Annotated in this window: 13 protein-coding genes and 2 tRNA genes; 9 read left to right on the top strand and 6 right to left on the bottom strand. The window is 59.5% G+C overall.

What is annotated here, in order from left to right; all coding sequences use genetic code 11:
- The first annotated feature begins 28 nt into the window (after positions 1–28).
- Complete coding sequence (locus DNK49_RS13570; RefSeq protein WP_110525419.1) at positions 29–3046, top strand: Rne/Rng family ribonuclease; 3018 nt, start codon at positions 29–31, stop codon at positions 3044–3046.
- Between the two features lie 94 nt (positions 3047–3140).
- On the opposite strand, the gene DNK49_RS13565 is transcribed toward DNK49_RS13570, so the two are convergent.
- Together DNK49_RS13565 and uvrB are read right to left on the bottom strand one after the other, a co-directional pair.
- Positions 3141–3611, bottom strand: a complete 471-nt coding sequence (locus DNK49_RS13565) for a low molecular weight protein-tyrosine-phosphatase (RefSeq protein WP_110525417.1) — start codon at positions 3609–3611, stop codon at positions 3141–3143.
- A gap of 17 nt (positions 3612–3628) precedes the next feature.
- Positions 3629–5701: an excinuclease ABC subunit UvrB gene (uvrB, locus tag DNK49_RS13560; RefSeq protein ID WP_110525415.1), complete on the bottom strand. Its 2073-nt coding sequence runs from the start codon at positions 5699–5701 to the stop codon at positions 3629–3631.
- A gap of 142 nt (positions 5702–5843) precedes the next feature.
- Here uvrB and DNK49_RS13555 point away from each other — a divergent pair, with 142 nt between their 5' ends.
- The 5 genes from DNK49_RS13555 to DNK49_RS13530 all read left to right on the top strand — a co-directional run bounded on the left by DNK49_RS13555 (position 5844) and on the right by DNK49_RS13530 (position 8447).
- Positions 5844–7052 carry an amino acid aminotransferase gene (locus DNK49_RS13555; RefSeq protein WP_110525413.1) on the top strand — a complete coding sequence of 403 codons (1209 nt, stop codon included), beginning with the start codon at positions 5844–5846 and terminating at the stop codon, positions 7050–7052.
- Between the two features lie 87 nt (positions 7053–7139).
- Positions 7140–7215, top strand: a tRNA-Asn gene (locus DNK49_RS13550).
- Positions 7216–7276: 61 nt separating this feature from the next.
- Positions 7277–7352: transfer RNA gene (locus tag DNK49_RS13545), tRNA-Asn, on the top strand.
- 469 nt (positions 7353–7821) lie between these two features.
- Positions 7822–8139, top strand: a complete 318-nt coding sequence (locus tag DNK49_RS13535) for a type II toxin-antitoxin system RelE/ParE family toxin (RefSeq protein WP_279386423.1) — start codon at positions 7822–7824, stop codon at positions 8137–8139.
- The gene (locus DNK49_RS13530; RefSeq protein WP_110525410.1) at positions 8136–8447 is read left to right on the top strand and encodes an addiction module antidote protein; all 312 of its coding nucleotides are present in this window, start codon (positions 8136–8138) and stop codon (positions 8445–8447) included. Before DNK49_RS13535 ends, DNK49_RS13530 begins: the two co-directional genes overlap by 4 nt.
- A 396-nt stretch (positions 8448–8843) precedes the next feature.
- On the opposite strand, the gene DNK49_RS13525 is transcribed toward DNK49_RS13530, so the two are convergent.
- Together DNK49_RS13525 and DNK49_RS13515 are read right to left on the bottom strand one after the other, a co-directional pair.
- Positions 8844–9677, bottom strand: coding sequence for a metallophosphoesterase (locus DNK49_RS13525; protein ID WP_110525408.1), 834 nt, complete (start codon positions 9675–9677; stop codon positions 8844–8846).
- A gap of 365 nt (positions 9678–10042) precedes the next feature.
- Positions 10043–12133 carry an ATP-dependent nuclease gene (locus DNK49_RS13515; RefSeq protein ID WP_110525405.1) on the bottom strand — a complete coding sequence of 697 codons (2091 nt, stop codon included), beginning with the start codon at positions 12131–12133 and terminating at the stop codon, positions 10043–10045.
- 642 nt (positions 12134–12775) lie between these two features.
- On the opposite strand from DNK49_RS13515, the gene DNK49_RS13510 reads away from it, so the two are divergent.
- Positions 12776–13180, top strand: coding sequence for a hypothetical protein (locus DNK49_RS13510; protein ID WP_110525403.1), 405 nt, complete (start codon positions 12776–12778; stop codon positions 13178–13180).
- A 92-nt stretch (positions 13181–13272) separates the two neighbouring features.
- Positions 13273–13647: a hypothetical protein gene (locus DNK49_RS13505; protein WP_110525402.1), complete on the top strand. Its 375-nt coding sequence runs from the start codon at positions 13273–13275 to the stop codon at positions 13645–13647.
- Between the two features lie 426 nt (positions 13648–14073).
- Here DNK49_RS13505 and DNK49_RS13500 read toward each other — a convergent pair whose 3' ends face one another.
- Both DNK49_RS13500 and DNK49_RS13495 read right to left on the bottom strand, forming a co-directional pair.
- Positions 14074–15465 (bottom strand): hypothetical protein, encoded by a 1392-nt coding sequence (locus tag DNK49_RS13500; RefSeq protein ID WP_243632363.1) that lies wholly within the window; start codon positions 15463–15465, stop codon positions 14074–14076.
- Between the two features lie 2 nt (positions 15466–15467).
- Positions 15468–16250 (bottom strand): MBL fold metallo-hydrolase, encoded by a 783-nt coding sequence (locus DNK49_RS13495; protein WP_243632362.1) that lies wholly within the window; start codon positions 16248–16250, stop codon positions 15468–15470.
- Between the two features lie 3 nt (positions 16251–16253).
- Here DNK49_RS13495 and DNK49_RS24670 point away from each other — a divergent pair, with 3 nt between their 5' ends.
- On the top strand, positions 16254–16487 hold the full coding sequence (locus DNK49_RS24670) for a hypothetical protein (protein ID WP_243632361.1): 234 nt from the start codon (positions 16254–16256) through the stop codon (positions 16485–16487).
- Positions 16488–16772 lie beyond the last annotated feature (285 nt).

Here is a 16772-nt window from a genome sequence, read left to right as displayed (position 1 = left end):
GTGTGTCTTGCGCGGGAGAGCGATCCAAATGAAGCGCATGCTTTTCAATGCGACGCAGGCCGAAGAACTGCGCGTCGCGATCGTGGACGGTCAGAAACTGATCGACCTCGATATCGAATCGGCCAACAAGGAAGAACGCAAGAGCAACATCTACAAGGCGGTCATCACTCGCATCGAGCCCAGCCTCGAAGCGGCTTTTGTGGACTACGGCGCCGAGCGCCATGGTTTCCTGCCGTTCAAGGAAATCTCGCGCTCCTACTTCCAGCCGGGTGCGGACGCCAAGTCCAGCATCAAGGAAGCCTTGCGCGAAGGCCAGGAACTGATCGTCCAGGTCGAAAAGGATGAGCGTGGCAACAAGGGTGCCGCACTGACCACCTACATCTCGCTGGCCGGCCGTTACCTTGTGCTGATGCCCAACAACCCGCGCGGCGGTGGCGTATCGCGCCGCGTCGAAGGCGACGAACGCGCAGAACTGCGCGAGGTCATGGATCAGCTCGAAGTGCCCTCGGGCATGAGCCTGATCGCGCGCACTGCCGCCATCGGCCGTGGCGCCGAAGAACTGCAGTGGGACTTGAACTACCTGCTGCAACTGTGGACCGCCATCGAGGGTGCGGCGCAAGGCCAGAGCGGCGCCTTCCTGATCTACCAGGAAGGCAGTCTGGTGATCCGTGCGATCCGCGACTACTTCCAGCCCGATATCGGCGAGATCCTGATCGACACCGACGACATCCATGATCAGGCTCACCAGTTCATGGCCCATGTCATGCCGGGCAACGTCAGCCGGATCAAGCGTTATCACGATGACGTACCGCTGTTCTCGCGCTTCCAGATCGAACACCAGATCGAGTCTGCCTACTCGCGCCAGGTCGGACTGCCGTCAGGCGGCGCCGTGGTCATCGACCACACCGAAGCGCTGGTCTCGATCGACGTCAACTCGGGCCGCGCCACCAAGGGTGCCGACATCGAGGAAACCGCCTTCCGCACCAACCTCGAAGCAGCCGACGAGATCGCCCGTCAGTTGCGCCTGCGCGACCTTGGCGGCCTGATCGTCATCGACTTCATCGACATGGAATCGCAGAAGAACCAGCGCGAAGTCGAGAACCGCCTGCGCGACGCCCTGCGCCACGACCGTGCCCGCGTGCAGACCGGCAAGATCAGCCGTTTCGGCCTGCTCGAACTCTCCCGTCAGCGCCTGCGTCCGGCACTGGCCGAGACCAGCTACATCCCCTGCCCGCGCTGTAACGGCACCGGCCACATCCGCAGCACCGAGTCCTCCGCCCTGCACATCCTTCGCATCCTTGAAGAGGAAGCGATGAAGGAGAACACTGGCGCCGTGCATCTGCAAGTGCCTGTCGACGTTGCAACCTTCCTGCTCAACGAGAAGCGGGTCGACATCGCACGCATCGAGTTCCGCCACAAGGTCATGCTGATCATCGTGCCCAACCGGCACATGGAAACGCCCGCGCACGAAATCGTCCGCCTGCGCCACGATCAGCTGAATCAGGAAGACATCGCGCTGGCCAGCTACCAGATGGTGCATCAGCCGGCAGATACCGATAATGGCATGCCGGCCAAGCCGGGTGACAAGCCCGCACGTCAGGAAGCCGCCGTCAAAGGCATCTCTCCCGCGCAGCCTGCCCCGGTGGTCGAAGCACCCGCCCCTGTGGCGGCAACCGCGCCCACGGCCGCTCCGGGCAAGGGTCTGTTTGCCCGGATCATGAGCTGGTTTACGGGCGACAAACAGGAAGCCCAGGCCCCTGCCCCGCAACCGGAAGCCAGCCCGAAGCGTGAAGGTCGTGGTCGTAACGATCGCAATGGCGAACGCCGTAACGGGGGCCGCAATAGCGGTCGCCGTGACGCCCAGCGTAGTGAACGCAATGAGGCCGACGCCGGCAACAACGGCAGTCGCAACGGTGGCCGTAGCGAGCGCGCGGCGGAAGGGGAGCGCGAGAAACCGGCACGCAATACGCAGGACCGGACCGAACGAGGTGATCGTGCAGAGCGTGCCGAGCGCCCGGAACCGCGCGAGCGCACCGAGGCCCGCACCGAACGCAGCGATGAAGGCGGCCGCCGTGGTCGTGGCCGTCAGCGCCAGCCGCGCCAGGACGACGCCGAGCGTAGCGCCGACGCCAGCACCGAGCTGAACACCGTGGCACCGGCGGTTGCGGCAGCAATCGTCGCCCCTGAAGGTGAAGCCCCGCTGGTCGTCACGACCGACGAGGCAACCCCGGAAAAACGTCGCCGCCGCAGTCGCGGCCGCCGCGATCGTCGCCCGGCTGAAGGTCAGGAAGGCACCGAGCTGAACGCCACCGGCAACGAGGAACCCGCCACCGACGTCGTGCCGGAAGCAGTCGTGCAGGATGCGGCCACCTCAAACGAAGAGGCGCCCCAGACTGCAGCAGTCGCAGCCGAAGTCTCCGCGCCAGCGGCAGACGTCGTTGCCATTGCACCCGAACTGCCGGTGCCCGTTGCGCCCGCCAGCGACACTGCGGCTACGCCAGCGAGCACTGAGGCGGCCCCGCTTCCGGTCGCGCTGAGCGAACAATCGGTCTCGGCGCCAGCACAGGTGGTCATCGAAAGCGAAGGCGTTGCGCCAGAGGCCGCCCCCGCACCGGTTGATGTGGCCTCCGTAGCCGAGCAGGCACCCGCCGAGCTGGCCGAGCCCGTCAAGCCAGTTCCTGTCGAAGCGGTCGCGGAGCCGACGTCGGCTCCGGAAGACCTTGCTGCCACCGAGGCCAGTCCAAGCGAGGCCAGCAAGGAGACCGCACCGGCCCAGGAGGCGCCTGCACCCGTCGTAGCCGTTGAGACGGTCACTCAAAGCGAAGTGCGAATCGCACCGCCCAAGGCGGCCGACGCGCCTGCACCGATCGACCTGACTGGCGCACTCGAAGCAGTGGGCCTGGTGATGATCGAGACCAGCGCCGACAAGAAGGCGAGCTTTGGTACCGGTGCACCGGAAGAACCTCTGCGTCTCGGTCGCAAGCCTCGTCCGCAGGTCATCATTCCGGACGAACCGCTGCAGCAGGTGGAAACTCACGGCAAGTAAGCCGCCGACGCCGTCCGCCCCCAGCTCAGCGGACGGCGCCCCATGAAAAAGGCCACTCTTTCGAGTGGCCTTTTTCATGCAGGCGATACGCCAGTCAGACCTCGCAGCTCAAGCGGCTCAACAAACCCTCAACACCCCGTTCACACAAATCGAGCACCAGGTCGAAACCTGCCGGTCCGCCATAATAGGGATCGGGCACTTCCTCTTCGGGCAGATCGTCAGCGAAATCCAGGAAAAGCCCCAACTTCGACCGATAGACCTCGGGACAGTTACGCATCATCACATCAAGGTGTCCGCGGTCCATTGCCAGGATCAGGTCGAATTGCTGGTAATCGCGCAGTTCGATCTTGCGCGCGCGAAGATCGGACAGGTCATAACCACGCTGCGCCGCCACCTTGCACGTCCTCGGATCCGGTGCCTCACCCGCGTGATAACCCTGGATACCCGCCGAATCAACCTCGATCAGCCCCTCGAGCCCGGAGGTCGCAATCACATGACGGGCAATGCCGTCAGCGGTGGGTGATCGACAGATATTGCCGGTGCACACAAACAGTACTCTCTTCATTTTCCTTCCATCAACATTCAGCCATTGCCGTGCTGGTCGGCACCAAAGGCGCGCTCGCGCAAGCGGAACAACTCGTCGCGCGCGGCTGCAGCCTTTTCGAACTCAAGATTGCGCGCATGTTCCTGCATCTCCTTCTCGAGCTTCTTGATGGCCTTTGCCAGCGCTTTCTCGTCCATCGTCGCATAATCTGCCCGGGCCTCTGCCGCCACCGACGCACGCTTCTCGTCATCCGCCGAATAGACACCATCGATGATGTCCTTGATCCGCTTGGTCACCGTCTTCGGTACGATGCCGTTTGCCTCGTTGAAGGCGATCTGCTTGGTGCGACGGCGCTCGGTCTCACTCATCGCCGCCTTCATCGAGTCGGTGATCCGGTCAGCATACAGAATCGCCGTGCCATGAATATGGCGTGCCGCGCGCCCGATGGTCTGAATCAACGACCGCTCCGAACGCAGGAAACCCTCCTTGTCCGCATCCAGGATGGTCACCAGTGACACTTCAGGAATATCCAACCCTTCCCGCAGCAGGTTGATCCCCACCAGCACATCGAACTCACCCAGGCGCAAATCGCGGATGATCTCCACCCGCTCCACGGTATCGATGTCCGAATGCAGGTAGCGCACGCGGATGGCGTTCTCGTTGAGATAGTCGGTCAGGTCCTCGGCCATCCGCTTGGTCAGTACGGTAACCAGCACCCGCTCATTGACTGCAACGCGCTTCTTGATCTCGCCCAGCAGATCATCGACCTGAGTCATGGCCGGACGCACCTCGACCACCGGATCGATCAGCCCGGTCGGCCTGACCACCTGCTCGACCACCTGCCCCTGATGCTCGGCTTCGTAGGCGGCTGGCGTGGCCGACACGAACACCGTCTGCGGCATCAAGCGCTCGAACTCGTCGAACTTCAACGGCCGGTTGTCGAGCGCCGACGGCAGGCGAAAACCGTAACCCACCAGATTCTCCTTGCGCGAGCGATCGCCCTTGTACATGCCCCCCACCTGCCCAATGGCAACGTGCGACTCATCGATGAACATCAGCGCATCGGCCGGCAGATAGTCGATCAGCGTCGGCGGCGGATCGCCGGGGCCGCGCCCGGACAAATGCCGCGAGTAGTTTTCGATACCCTTGCAGAAGCCCATCTCGTTGAGCATTTCAAGATCGAAGCGGGTGCGTTGCTCGATACGCTGCGCCTCCACCAGCTTGCCCTCCTGCTGGAAAAAAGTGATGCGCTCGCGCAGCTCCTCCTTGATCGCTTCAATCGCCTTCAACACCGTGGCCCGTGGCGTCACGTAGTGACTGGACGGATAGACCGTGAAGCGGCCAAGCTTCTGCTTCAGATGCCCCGTCAGCGGATCGAACAGGGTCAGATGCTCGACCTCGTCGTCGAACATTTCGATGCGAATGGCCAGTTCCGCATTCTCCGCTGGAAACACGTCGATCACATCGCCCCGCACCCTGAACGTGCCACGCTGGAAGTCGATATCCGAGCGGGTGTACTGCATCGCCACCAGGCGCTGGATCAAATCCCGATGCGGCATGCGCTCACCCTCGCGCAGATGCAGGATCATCGCGTGGTAGTCCACCGGGTCGCCAATACCGTAGATGCAAGACACCGTGGCCACGATCACCACATCGCGCCGTTCCATCAGGCTCTTGGTGGCCGACAGCCGCATCTGTTCGATATGTTCGTTGATGGACGAGTCCTTTTCGATGAACAGATCACGCGAAGGCACATAGGCCTCGGGCTGGTAGTAGTCGTAGTAGCTGACGAAGTACTCCACCGCATTCTCTGGCAGAAACTCCCGAAACTCGGCATACAACTGGGCCGCCAGGGTCTTGTTCGGCGCCAGCACCAACGCGGGCCGTCCCATGCGCGCGATCACGTTGGCCATGGTGTATGTCTTGCCCGAGCCCGTCACCCCGAGCAGGGTCTGATACATCAGCCCATCCTCGATCCCCTCCACCAACTTGCGGATGGCTTCTGGCTGATCCCCCGCCGGCGGAAAGGGCTGATGCAGCCGGAAAGGACTGCCGTCAAATGTAACGATGCTTGCGGTGTTCCCCGAGGCACTGTTGCCTGAACTCTGCATGCTAGAATTTCCGATTGTTTCGGCTGGCAGACAAAGACGTCGCCAACCCGGGCAAAGGCCGATTATTTCCCAAATCGCGCGCCAAGGCACGGTCTGATTCCGCAGCCAGCGCGCGAGAACTGCAAGCGCAACTGGAGTCCACATGTCCGCATCGATCTTCGCCGCCGTCGAGATGGCGCCCCGTGACCCGATCCTCGGCCTGAACGAGGCCTTCGCCGCCGATACGCGCGCCGAAAAGGTTAACCTCGGCGTAGGTGTCTATTACGACGACAACGGCAAGATTCCGCTGCTGGCCGCCGTCCGTGCGGCTGAAAAAGCCCGCCTCGAAGCCATGCCGCCGCGCGGCTATCAACCGATCGAAGGCCCGGCCACCTACAACAACGCCGTACAGAACCTGCTGCTGGGCAAGGATTCCGCACTAATCGCCAACGGTCAGGTCGTCACCGTCGAAGCCCTCGGCGGCACCGGCGCCCTGAAGGTCGGTGCCGACTACCTGAAGCGTCTGGTGCCGGGTGCCACGGTGTATATCTCCGACCCCAGCTGGGAAAACCACCGCGCGCTGTTCGAATCCGCCGGCTTCCCGGTCGATGTCTACCCCTACTACGATGCCGAGACCCGCGGCGTAAACTTCGCTGGCATGAAAGCCAAGCTGGAAAGCCTGCCGGCGGGCTCCATCATCGTGCTGCACGCCTGCTGCCACAACCCCACTGGCGCCGACATGAGCGACGCCCAATGGGAAGAAGTCGTCGCAGCCTGCCGCAGCCGTGGCCTGATCCCCTTCCTTGACATGGCTTACCAGGGCTTTGCGGACGGCATCGACGCCGACGCTGTCGCAGTGCGCGCCTTCTCGGCCAGCGGCCTGCAGTTCTTCGTGTCCAGCTCGTTCTCCAAGAGCTTCTCACTGTACGGCGAACGTGTCGGCGCCCTGTCCATCATCACCGCCGGCAAGGAAGAAAGCGCCCGCGTGCTGTCGCAGGTCAAGCGCGTGATCCGCACCAACTACTCCAACCCACCCATCCATGGTGGCGCGGTCGTTGCTGCGGTGCTGAACTCGCCCGAACTGCGCCAGCAGTGGGAAGACGAACTTGCCGGCATGCGTGACCGCATCCGCGCCATGCGTACCAGCCTGGTCGAGCAGCTGAAGGCAGAAGGCGTCGCGCAGGACTTCTCCTTCGTCATCAAGCAGCGCGGCATGTTCTCCTACACCGGCCTCAGCGCAGCCCAGGTCGAGACCCTGAAGACCCAGTACGGTATCTACGCGGTCTCCACCGGCCGTATCTGCCTGGCTGCGCTGAACTCCAAGAACATCGGCTACGTCGCCAAGGCCATTGCCGCCGTCGTGAAAGGCTGACAAACCGGATCGGAGCGAAAATCCTGAAAATTTTTGCTCCGGATCCTTGACGCAAAGGCCGATCCTGCCTACAATGCGCGCCTCTGTTCCTCGATAGCTCAGTCGGTAGAGCGCCGGACTGTTAATCCGTAGGTCCCTGGTTCGAGCCCAGGTCGGGGAGCCAACAGAACATGCAACACCTGCAGCGTCCAATCGAAGGCGTTGCAGTGACAACTCGGTTTTATTCCTCGATAGCTCAGTCGGTAGAGCGCCGGACTGTTAATCCGTAGGTCCCTGGTTCGAGCCCAGGTCGGGGAGCCAGCATCAAGTAAAAATGCCATCCTTCGGGGTGGCATTTTTTGTCCACGGCGGATCAAGAATGAGCATCAGGGCCGATTTTCGGGGATTTCCCTACCCTGCCCCATCTGATGGTCGGTCGGCCGAACTGGGGGCGTTTGGGTGGCTTTCTGGAGACCTCACGCGCCGAACTTTCTCAGCTGATCTGCGGCGACACCAGCCAGTCGATGATGCAGCCACGACCGTCACAGGCGAACTATTTCACGCTCCCGATCACCGAACTACGTTGGGAATGGCAACGCATCGACAGCGGCTACACGCTCACGCCACCCGCTGGCTCTGGCTCTACAATCACGAGCGCCCCAACATGGCCTTGGGCGGTATCACCCCAAAGCAGCGGCTGGCCATGGCCGCATAGCTCTACTTCTGGCTGCCCATGAAAATGGGGGGATTACCGCATCTCCGGGCTGTTTGGGTTGTTCAAGTGTAATCCATGGACTACACTCAGCTCATGCTTGAAATCGTCCAAAGTACGACCTTCTCGCGCTGGCTCGCCAAGCTCAAGGATCGGGCCGCCATCATGCGCATCAATGCCCGAATCCGCCGTGTGGCGGAAACGGGTAACTTTGGTGATGCAAAGCCGGTCAGAGATGGTGTCAGCGAAATCCGTATCGATTACGGCCCCGGTTACCGCCTCTACTACCTGCTGCATGGCCCGGTCGTCTTGGTGCTGCTTGCCGGTGGGGATAAAAGTACCCAAGAAGCCGACATCAAACGAGCGATAGAGATCGCGAAGGAGTGGAAGCCATGACCGAACACTTTTCCCGTTGGGACCCTGTCGATCACCTTCAATCCGAGGAAGACATGGCGATGTATCTGGACGCCTGCCTTGAAGAGGATCCGGGTGACGGCAGCGTCGTGCGTGCCGCGCTCAATGACATCGCCCGTGCTCAGGGCATGACCCAATTAGCCAAGGCGACTGGGATCACGCGTGAAGGCCTGTATAAGGCGCTCTCGCCTGCCGGCAACCCGGAGTTTTCAACGATCTTGAAGGTCATCAAGGCACTGAAGATCAAGCTCCATGCATCGGCTGGCAGCGAGCCCTTGACGACGGCCTGAGCCAAGTTCTCCTGGCCTTTCTGGCGTCAAGCTTGGCAAGGGGGTGTCTATAGTCAGGCAATTGACACCAGTACACGAGCGCGCTGTGCTGCGGCTCGCCTCGTGGCCTTGTTGAGGGCAGACTGGCTGCCGGTCGCTGGTACAACGCCGGTCCATCCCGTCCGATCAGCCTCGTCTGGTCGGCTTCTGGTCCGCTTTTGGGCCATCACCTGAGCAGGCTTCCGGCCTCCAAGCTCCCGGGAATGCTGGAAACTGGCTCTCAATAACGATTTCAAGCCATTGTTTCTTCAGGACTATTAATCCGTAGGTCTCTGGTTCGAGCCCAGGTCAGGGCGATTCAAGGTGTGACGTCAAAACTAACTCGCGGCTGAAATCTCTGAATACCTGATAACTTCATCAAAGATCAAAAGCCGCAATCTCGGGCCGTGCAAAAAACCGCAGCGGAAGCACTGATGTGCCAAGCCCCCGCGACACATACAGCGGACACGCCGCCGTCTCGTATCGCCCTGCCACAAACGGCCCACTGCCAGGCGGCAACGGGCCAAACGCCCAGCCAAACAGCGTGATTTGGCCGCCGTGGGTGTGCCCTGACAAACACAAGTCGAAGGCTCTGTCGGGAAGCCCTACACCGGCCGATTTCGCCGCAAAGAACCCAGGGGAGTGCTGGACCAGGATTGTAAGCCCCGCAGCAGCAGCTTCCTCCAGGCCCCGAATGGCGAGATCGAGGCGCGGCGTCCCCGCCGTTGCGTCATCCAGGCCGATCAGTCGAACCGGGTGACCATCAACCCAGAACTGCGCCGTGGCATTCACCAGCAACGCCACCTTGTGGTCGCGATAGAGCTTATGCAACTGCTCAAGCGGTACATCGCCCCAGTGCTCCCAGTTGCCCAGCACGGCGATGGCGTGCGGCACATCGAGTTGCGACAGCAACGTGCGCAAGGCTGGCAGATCATCAGGCTCATCGACCACGTCACCGGCCAGTACGAGAATGTCTGGACGCACCTCGCGCAACCGCTCGATGACAACACGCTCGCGGTAACCGACACCGTCAAGATGAAGATCAGACAGCACGGCGATGCGGATTGGCGGCCGACCTGCAGGACCCTCACCGTGGTGCGTCACCGCGACCCAGTAGGGCTCGACCAGAGAGGCGTAGAGCAGCACGCACGCCAGCAGCACTGCCAGAACAAACCCCGCCCGCCGCATGATCCGATCAGCGGCTTTGCGCATGACGAAGCCAGGAGCTGAGATAAACGATCAACAAAGACACAAGGAGATAAGGCAAGGGGTAAAAGCGCCGAACATCGCCGCAGAGGGCAAGCTGAACTGCGCACAGTTCCATTGCGACTCCACCGAAGGGTTGGCGATTGCACGCTTGCTGAGGTTGGAGGATCGGTTTTTTTCATCTGCTCATCGGCTACTGACTGGATTCGACCCGATGGCGACGGTCACGCAAGCACAGATGCAACGGCAGGAAACCGGCCGGACCCGTCACTCAAGCCGGCCCATTACGGACAGCAGGTGGGCCAAAGCAGCCTTTTAATCACAGTTCCGCTACGTTCCGCCTTGCCAAGCGAACGTAAGAGCTATGAACGTTACACCGCCAATATGGCGTCAATGATTCGCTTCATTCCAATTGGCTGGTAGCCAACAGTAGCCATCTTGGACATTATCAAATTGCGGAGAGTCTCGTACTTAACCTCTCTGACATGTTTCCCCGCGAAACGTTTGAGTATGTCTCGCCCTCTATGCTGCTGTCGCCATAAATCACTGTCTAGAGCAGCACGGAACTGAGTAGTAATCTCCTGCTCCCTCGCTCGCAGCAGTTCAATTGAAAACGACGAACAAAAAGCAGCCTCAAGTCGTTGTCTCGATAAGCTCAATACGTCGAAAAGACTATCCGCAATACCTGTCGGATTCGGCCCTGTCTTGGTGTTTATCAGGCTGACGAGTTGCTGATTAACCTCCGCTTGAAGCACATGTCGCACAAGAGAATGAACGCACTCTGCGGCTGCTTGACGAAGGTCTACATAAATTTGCTCTTTATCCGGTATCTCAGCTCCCGGCCTCAAGTCGGTTAAAACTGCTCCAATTATCTCTGGTTCAAGTAGATAGTTCTCGATGTGATAGACATCCCAGTTCCAAGTACTTTCCCCCTCTCCTGTTCGTGGGGCGTCTAGGTCGGCGTCCGTGATGGAGAACACTTTGATGGGAATATTTCCAGCCTGGATAGCCTTCGACATTGCGTCTCTAAGGCGCTGTACGCCTGTTTTGTTGCCGCCTGATATCGTGTTCACCTCGTTGCTAAACGTCGGGAACAGGGTGGCAATCATTTTTCGGTCAAATTCGGAGTCCTCACCTTCTAAAATAACTACTTTTGCACCAGGCCTGTAGGAAGCTAAGTCCCCGACCAGGTCGACAATTGCCCGCTCCATCTCCACTTCCATGGTGATCTTCTTGGCTTGATCTTGATCAAAGCCACTTGCTGGAGACATATGGAAAACGGAGAACTTATTTGACCCAACTGATTCACGCAGAAGTGCATCGGAGTGCGTAATTAGCCAAAGCTGGTTGTTCAGGGCAATTCCAAGATGTTTGTGATAGAAATCTGGCAGTCCTCTGAGCAGACGGGGGTTGAGATGCAACTCTGGCTCATCCAAGAGAATGACAGAATTCTTGGGGGCCGAATTTCTTAGCCTCAAATATCCGAAGAGAACTTCTTTCTCACCCGAACTTAACTCGTTCAAATCGTGTTCTGCTCCTGTCTGTGTTCTCACAGGAAAACGCAGCAAGCCGTCCCGAGTGGCGACAGGCCCCAGAAACTGTTTATCTGGAAAAAACTGAGTGAAGAGCTCCTGAAGGGTTGTAGTGAGAGAGCGAGACTCCCCCAAGTCTACTCCTGCCCGATGAGCCAAAGCCTCCTTAACGTATGACGAGGCCAGTTCGCTCTTCACATTTGAATACTTGGCCCCGTAGTTATAGAGGGCATGATGGCTTCTTTGCTGGTGCTGTGCTGCGTCCAGGTTAAGGTTAACCCCCTGGACCGTTTCTCTTTCGTAGTACCGCTTCGCACCGTTGTATTCAATGACCCCGATTTCGTTGGGACGATAGACTGAAAAAACAATTTCAAGTGCTTTAGAAGGGGTAATTTCAATCCCTCCACTCCCGGAGTGTATCTGTATACTGGCGCTCAGCGTCTCATCTCTAAGCTCTGCAAGAAGTTGGCGAGTTGCTTCCGCTGTTTCATGCTCGACCTGTTCCTGTCTAGCACGCACCTGTGCAGCGAGAGGCGCTGCATCCATAATGCTCCAGCCCTGAAGCTCTGGGGCCAACAAGCGCCAAACCGTTTCTCGCACCAATGTCTCAGCATGGGTTCTCAGGTAATTGCGCTCATCTGGCTGAAGTTCGAACGTGGCAGAAATACTTAATACTTTATCCCTATCCTGCTTCAAGCTCGAAAAAGCCTCAGGATCCTGAGTGAAATTAAGCTGAAATTCGCCTAGCCACTGATGGATTTCATTTGGTTGATAGCCCCCGTAAACTGATTTGAGCAATCTAATCGCGTCTAGAATGCACGATTTCCCGCATCCATTGGGGCCGGCGATCACTACCATGTCTTGTAGGTGATCTAGGGCAACGTTACTGATGCCGCGAAAATTCCTGATATGGAGCGAGCGAATCTTCATTGGTAGTTCCGGAGTGGCCGTTAGCTCGGCGATTGTATGCTAAATCAAGCCCTGCACAGAGTTTACGTCGGGTACTGTCATTCTCAATATATATGATCGCTATGGCTAGTCCCGCATATAGAACGATAAAGTGTACGAATAGTCTGTCCGGTTTCATCACTCAGAAAGGTACTCGCTCTCTCTTTCACGGGACGTCTGCCTTGGCCGAGATGTACGCCTACGCTGTCAGGCAGATTTCAGACTTGAGCGGCCGTTTATATGGCTGGTCTGTCGAACAGCCGAAGGGCGGCTTCTGGCCGATTTCAGCCAGTCATCACCACGCAGACCATTTATGCAGGCGTCTCGAAAAAAGATCATCATGTTCCTCGAAGTCTGCAATTGAACCACTCCCCCTAGCCAACCCAGAGCCATGACTCACATACCCGAAGCATAGCCATTCGTCACACCCCGTCCTGTGACGCCTCTCACAGCATCATGACAAATATTTTCCCGATGCACCACTAGCCCCTACCGCTCGAAGCGACGCCCGCCCCACTGGCCATCCCGGTCACTGGGGCTTTTTTACGTCTTGACCATGGAGGAACCCTACCCATCACACCGCATTGGCACTCCCCCTGCACTCACGCACTGGAGCCCCACATCATGCTGACCCTGACTGACCCTGCATCAACCATTGCCATCACCGACGCCATGCTTCGAGAGCTCGTCGATTGTCGTTTCAATGAGATTACCCAAGGCGAACCGTTCGATCCTGAGATCCACGGTGTTTTCATCGTCGTGGAGCCTGGAGATACCGCAACCGATCTGGAGAACGTGTCGGGTTGCCCGATCCTGACCCATTCCCTCACCGGTCATCGCTTCGGGGATGACGGCTTCTCGCCACTCTTTGAATACTTGGGCGAACACGCTTGCTGCTTCGAGATGGTGTTCGTGTCCGGGGAGGGTGATTTCGGCATCGTTATCTTCATTCCCAAGACCGAGGACATCGCCCCAGAACTGCTTTCGTTCTGCGCCACCTATGCCCAGCCTGCCGAGGAGACCCCGTGACGACCTGTCCATTGGCCGACATACGCCACCTACCACCCACCTGAAGACGCCACCCTCACCCGGTGGCGTTTTTCATTTCTGGAGACCGAAAGATGCCCCACCCCAAAAGTATCAATCCACTTGTGGATGAACTGGTTCAGTCCCTGTCGGCAGAAGGCCGGGAGACCTTCGAGGAGCGTGCCGGCGTCATGGAGTTCGATGGAGGAGAAAACCGGGAACTGGCGGAGGCCCTGGCACTGCTGGATCTGCTCAAGCGCCATCCCGCTGCCCTGCTGGACGTCGATGTGTTCTCCATCACCCGAGACCAGGTCACCCAGTTCCTGGTGTGTCATCGAGGTCGAATGACGGCGGAACGACTGCGCTCAGTGGGCTACGAGGTGGTGAAGGAGGTCGAGCTGAGCACCGTCCTGCAGGGACATTTCAACGGACTGGCGATGTTGTCGCATCCATGGGCGCACAAGGCCTGAAGGTCGGTTGCGGAAATATAGCCATCTTATATGGGAGATCCCCGAAAGGCGCATCACCTGCAACCGCATAAGGCATCACTCACCACCCCTGAGCACGCACTGGAGGACAGCATGAACGATCACGTCACCGATACATCACCTGAAGCCATCGAGGCTGCAACCGCTACGGCACCGTCCAAACCGGCAAAGGCCAGGAAGACACGACCGGAACCTCAACCCGAAGCGCCGGCAGTTCGCATCCTGAAAGTCAGCACCTGCCCTTCCCTTTCCGGACGCTCGGAGCTCACCTACCACATGGGCTGCATTGGCGAGGCGATCCAGCTGCGGGTGTATCAGAACTCGGGAAAAGGCTACTTCAACCAGGAGTGGATTCCGTTCATCAACATCATGGAGGTACTGGATAGCCAGGACCCGATCACCGCAGCGTCATTGAGGTCCGTCTTCGTTGGCAAGTCGGTCAATACCGCGGGCTTCTTCCTGGCGGTGCTCAAGGATCTCGGCCTGATCGTTCGCACTGGTCACAAACACGGGCGCAAACCCTCCTCCGGGCGTCCGGAAGTTGGTTGTCTGTCCCTTGTAAAGCCTCGCTGCGACCAAACGGATAGAGCCAGCATACGCATAAGCACGGACATCGAGCTTCAGATCGCTGCTCTGCCCATCAGCCGCAACCCTCCGCACTGATGGGACGGCAAGACTTTGCGCGACATAGCCACCGGCGAGAATTTCCTGCCAGACGCGTTGCGTGAGCTTGTCACCCCGGTAGGTCGCACGGCTGCCGAAGCCAGCAAAGGGTTTGAAGAACAGGCTACGCCGTGCTGCCCACAAGGCCCCTGCCCGCTCGGGCGTGACTTCGACCGTGCAGGGGATCCCGGTGACGAGGCGGTCGATGACGGGCTGCAGAACGCCGAACTCGGCAAGCTGTGCGGCATCGCTCAGGATGACGAGGTTGCGCTTGTCCGCATACAGAGCATGGGCGCGCGGGTGTGGGGTCAGCACGATCGAACCGGCCTCGTAGGCAGCGCGCAAGGGCGCCAGCTCCGGAGCCTGCAGGTAGAAATCGGTCAATCGGTTATAGACCAAGTCGATCGACACGCCGGCATGCATCAGGCGACCCGAATCGAAGGACAACTCAGCAGGAGCGCAGATCACGGCGTCGATGCCCGCGCTGTGGAAGAGGTGGCGAAAAAGCAGGAACTCAGGATACAGATACTGCGCCGATGGATCTTCGTCGACGATGGCCACGCTTGTGGGCCTGCCACTTCGCCCCTGCAGCGACCATTCTGCGAGAAAATCGTCCAGCCAGTGCTGGTCGAGCGTCTCGAGCTCTGCAGTCGGCCGCAAGAAAGGCCGGATCTGCTCGCAGCAGGCCTTTTGCGCCCGCGCCAGGGCACTGTTGAGCATGGCCCCGCCCGCGTTGGTGTTGATCTCGATGAGTTGGGGCCCAGCTTCCCCCAGATGGAAGTCAAAGCCCATGAACACCGACTTGGGCCCGTGATCGACGCAGGCAATTGGTGGTGCGCGATCGAGCGCCATGGCCTGGTAGGCAGGCAGTGCAACGACCGACTCGACCGCGGTGACGATGTGCGCCATGGCCTGGAGGGTTTCGGGCGCAATGAACACGGCGGTTGCGGAGAACAGATGTGGCTGGTTGTGGCCAATCTCGGCGGCGAGTCCGAGCAGGCTCGGCTCGGCCTCTAGTTGCTGGCGCAAGCGCTCAGGGTCAAGGCTGCGGCAGTCGCAACCCTGGTTGATCGCATCGGCCACGTCGAGTGCTCCGACTTGCCGGGTGAAGCTGAAATCGTCCGAGTCTGTACCCATGATCACTGCGCGGCCTCAAGGCGCAGGTACGCCCGACTCACGTTGCCCCGATGCAACTCTTCGTAGTTGGCGAGGCGGGCGAATTGTGGTGCATCACCGAGCTGGGCGACGGCCGCGTCCACACCCACCATGTCTTCGGCCAAGGGCTTGATGCCATTGACGATGAAGGCGAGGTAATCGCCGGTGTCAGCCTGCGCTCTGCCTAGATCGCTCACCGAACCATGGCCGGGAACGATGTGGTCCGGACCGAGTGCCTTGAGCGCCTCGAAAGCACTAAGCCATGTTTCGGCATTGCTCTGCGGCAGGATGCCGAGCAATCGATCGACGTAGACGTGATCGCCCGCGAACAGAATGCGCTTATCGGGCAGCCAGACAACCACATCGCCCGGGAAATGCGCATCGGCGAAGTAATGAACCTCGATCTGCCGGCCGCCAAGATTCAACGTTATGTGTGCGCCTTCGAGGAGGCGGTTTGCGGTGACCGGTTTGGTATCGTCGAACCGTTCCTTGAGCACCAGACGCAGACTGTCGAGTTGCGCGTGTGCATTGCGTTGCTGTGTTGCGGCGGTGAGCGTATGGGCGATGACTTCGGCACCGCGATTGCGGAAGTAGCCATTCCCCAACCAGCGGTGGTCCTGAGCACCGGTATTGATGACCCACCGCACTGGCTTGGCCGTGAGGCGGGCAGCCTCGACTTCGAGCAGACGTGCCCCTTGCAGCGACGCGCCGCTGTCGATCAGCACCGCGCCTTCGGCAGTATCGATGATCCCGAAGTTGGCATTCAAGCCATGATTCTCATGGCTGCGTCCGCCGATCGGGCCAAGGAGTGCATGAACGCCGCCTGCAAGCTCGTGGTGGACAAGCTTGAAGCCCTCGTCGGCAAGCGCTTGCGAAGCGAAGACCAGCCCAATGGAGAGGCGGACAGCACATCGGAAAAGGTTGCAGGCGTGATTGATCATTGGTTTGCCGGGAGGTTTGACATGCTTGCTCAGTGTAGTCGTGCAAGAGGAGCAAAGGCGTGATGTACTCGTGGCGAGCGCACTGGTTCGCTACGAGATCTTCACACTGTCCTCGCATGCTCGCTTCCATATTTCAATTATTCTAAAAATATAATAATGACTTCCGACATGAGAGTAGGCATCGAAGCCTGCGATCCGGCACTTGATCAAATCGTCACAGCGGCCTCTCGCACGACAAACTGCCTCGCGTCGGTGCTGAAAGCGGTGCATAAGAACCTCCGCATCCGCCACACCCAGATCTCGGGCCTCCGTCCGGACGTCTTCCCCCCAACTGTCACGCATCGCGCT

The sequence above is a fragment of the Parazoarcus communis SWub3 = DSM 12120 genome, from assembly GCF_003226565.1.
In the GTDB taxonomy this organism is placed as follows: Bacteria; Pseudomonadota; Gammaproteobacteria; order Burkholderiales; family Rhodocyclaceae; genus Parazoarcus; species Parazoarcus communis.
This window is presented reverse-complemented; position numbering and strand designations above follow the sequence as displayed.